Here is a 1,619-nt window from a genome sequence, read left to right as displayed (position 1 = left end):
GACGCAGATGGGCTTTATGAGCCGGACAAAAGACGGCTCGGTCGACAACGCCAACGCCCTGCGGTTTGAGGACAAGGCGGGTGCGGAGCAGGTGTGGCTCCAGGCCGAGCGCAATCTGGATATTAACGTCAAAAATGATGAATCGCATGCCACGGAAAAAAATCGTACCCAGTTTGTAGGTGAAAATGAAACCTTACGGGTGGTGAAAAATCAGCAGGCGGGCGTTAAAGGGGACGTCATTTGCCTGACGGGTAACAGTCGCAGCGATAAAGTGGTTAACAACTTTATTATTTCAGCGGGCAATACGTTGAGGCTGGAGTGTGGTGAAAGCGCCATTGAATTATCAAAAGATGGCAGCGTTAATATCATTGGTAATAACTTTAACTTCACCGCAAAACAGAACGCGCAGATAAACACGCTTGGCGGTGAACTGCATCTGAATCCTGCCGGTGGAAGCAATGCCATCGATCCTCCTGGGTCATCCCATCAAAGTGAAATCCAGCAGGAAGTGGATAGTTTTTTTGTTATTAATGCCAACAAATAAAAGTAACTCGTATGGCGGAATATACTCTCCAGGAAGCTACGCTGGCGTTACCAGATGTATATAAAGACAGAACCATGAATTTATTTACCCTGAGCGAAAATGGTGCCAGTGAGTTTACTTTTGTTGTGTCTCGTGCCTCTAAAAAATAATGAAGGACTGCATGACGTGACAACGCGTCTGGTGCTAAGCCGAATACATCGTTTGAGGTTGTCAGCAGGTCAGATGAACCTGGAATAATGAATATGGAATTAAAGAAAATACCATGATCGACCTTCATTCCGAAGACTCAGTAATCAATCATTATGCTAATCGCTATCATACATACCTGCCAGTTAATGTCCGTAAGGCAATTAGAAGCAACAGTATTGATAATTTGAGTTCTTCACAAGCCTGGGATGCAACTTTACCTTTAATTACGACAGAAGATGTTTCACGTGATAAAGCGCTTGGGGCGCTTGTGGGACTGGCTGTTGGGGACGCCGTCGGCACCACTCTTGAGTTTAAGAAAAGAGACAGTGAACATGTAGCGGATATGATTGGTGGCGGACCTTTTCAATTAAAACCTGGTGAATGGACAGATGATACGTCCATGGCATTATGTCTGGCAGAGACTTATCTTTCAGAAAACAGAATGCACACCGATGTGCTTAGAAAATATCTCCTGAAATGGTATCTTGACGGAGAGAATAGCAGTAATGGTCGGTGCTTCGATATCGGGAATACGACGCGATTCGCACTTGAACAGTATATGCGTGTCGGACCTTCCTGGTATGGTAATACAGAGAAACACACTGCTGGTAATGCTGGGGTTATTCGTCAAGCTCCGGTGTCTATCTTTCGTCGAAAATCGCTGCGTGCGATTTACTTCGAATCCCAGGCTCAGAGTCGAGCAACGCATGGCGCGGTAGAGTCAATTAACGCATGCCAATTTCTCGGATTGGTATTGCACTATTTAATTAACGGTTATCAAAAAGAAGAAACTTTTTCGCCTCATGTTTTCCCACTGTGCGCGCGTGTAATGATCATAAATGCGGGCGAGTATAAGCAAAAAACTCGCGACCAGATTCGTTCAAGT

Annotated in this window: 3 protein-coding genes; all 3 read left to right on the top strand. The window is 45.2% G+C overall.

Annotated elements, in window-relative coordinates; translation table 11 throughout:
- The coding region (locus LDK53_RS22730) for a bacteriophage T4 gp5 trimerisation domain-containing protein (protein WP_412174840.1) at positions 1–544 on the top strand (544 nt) is incomplete at its 5' end.
- An 11-nt stretch (positions 545–555) separates the two neighbouring features.
- A complete protein-coding gene (locus LDK53_RS22725) occupies positions 556–693 on the top strand; it encodes a DcrB-related protein (protein ID WP_225288144.1) in 138 nt (45 codons plus the stop codon).
- Positions 694–806: 113 nt separating this feature from the next.
- Positions 807–1,619: ADP-ribosylglycohydrolase family protein (locus LDK53_RS22720; protein ID WP_225288143.1), on the top strand; the 813-nt coding region annotated here is incomplete at its 3' end.

It is taken from the genome of Enterobacter sp. K16B (genome assembly GCF_020216105.1).
GTDB classification, from domain to species: Bacteria; Pseudomonadota; Gammaproteobacteria; order Enterobacterales; family Enterobacteriaceae; genus Enterobacter; species Enterobacter sichuanensis.
Note: the sequence above shows the minus strand (reverse complement) of the source record. Positions and strands in the feature narration are given on the sequence as shown.

Bases quoted from the DNA above. Each gene is read 5' to 3' on its own strand.
- LDK53_RS22725 (WP_225288144.1), top strand. From the start codon at position 556: ATGGCGGAATATACTCTCCAGGAAGCTACGCTGGCGTTACCAGATGTA.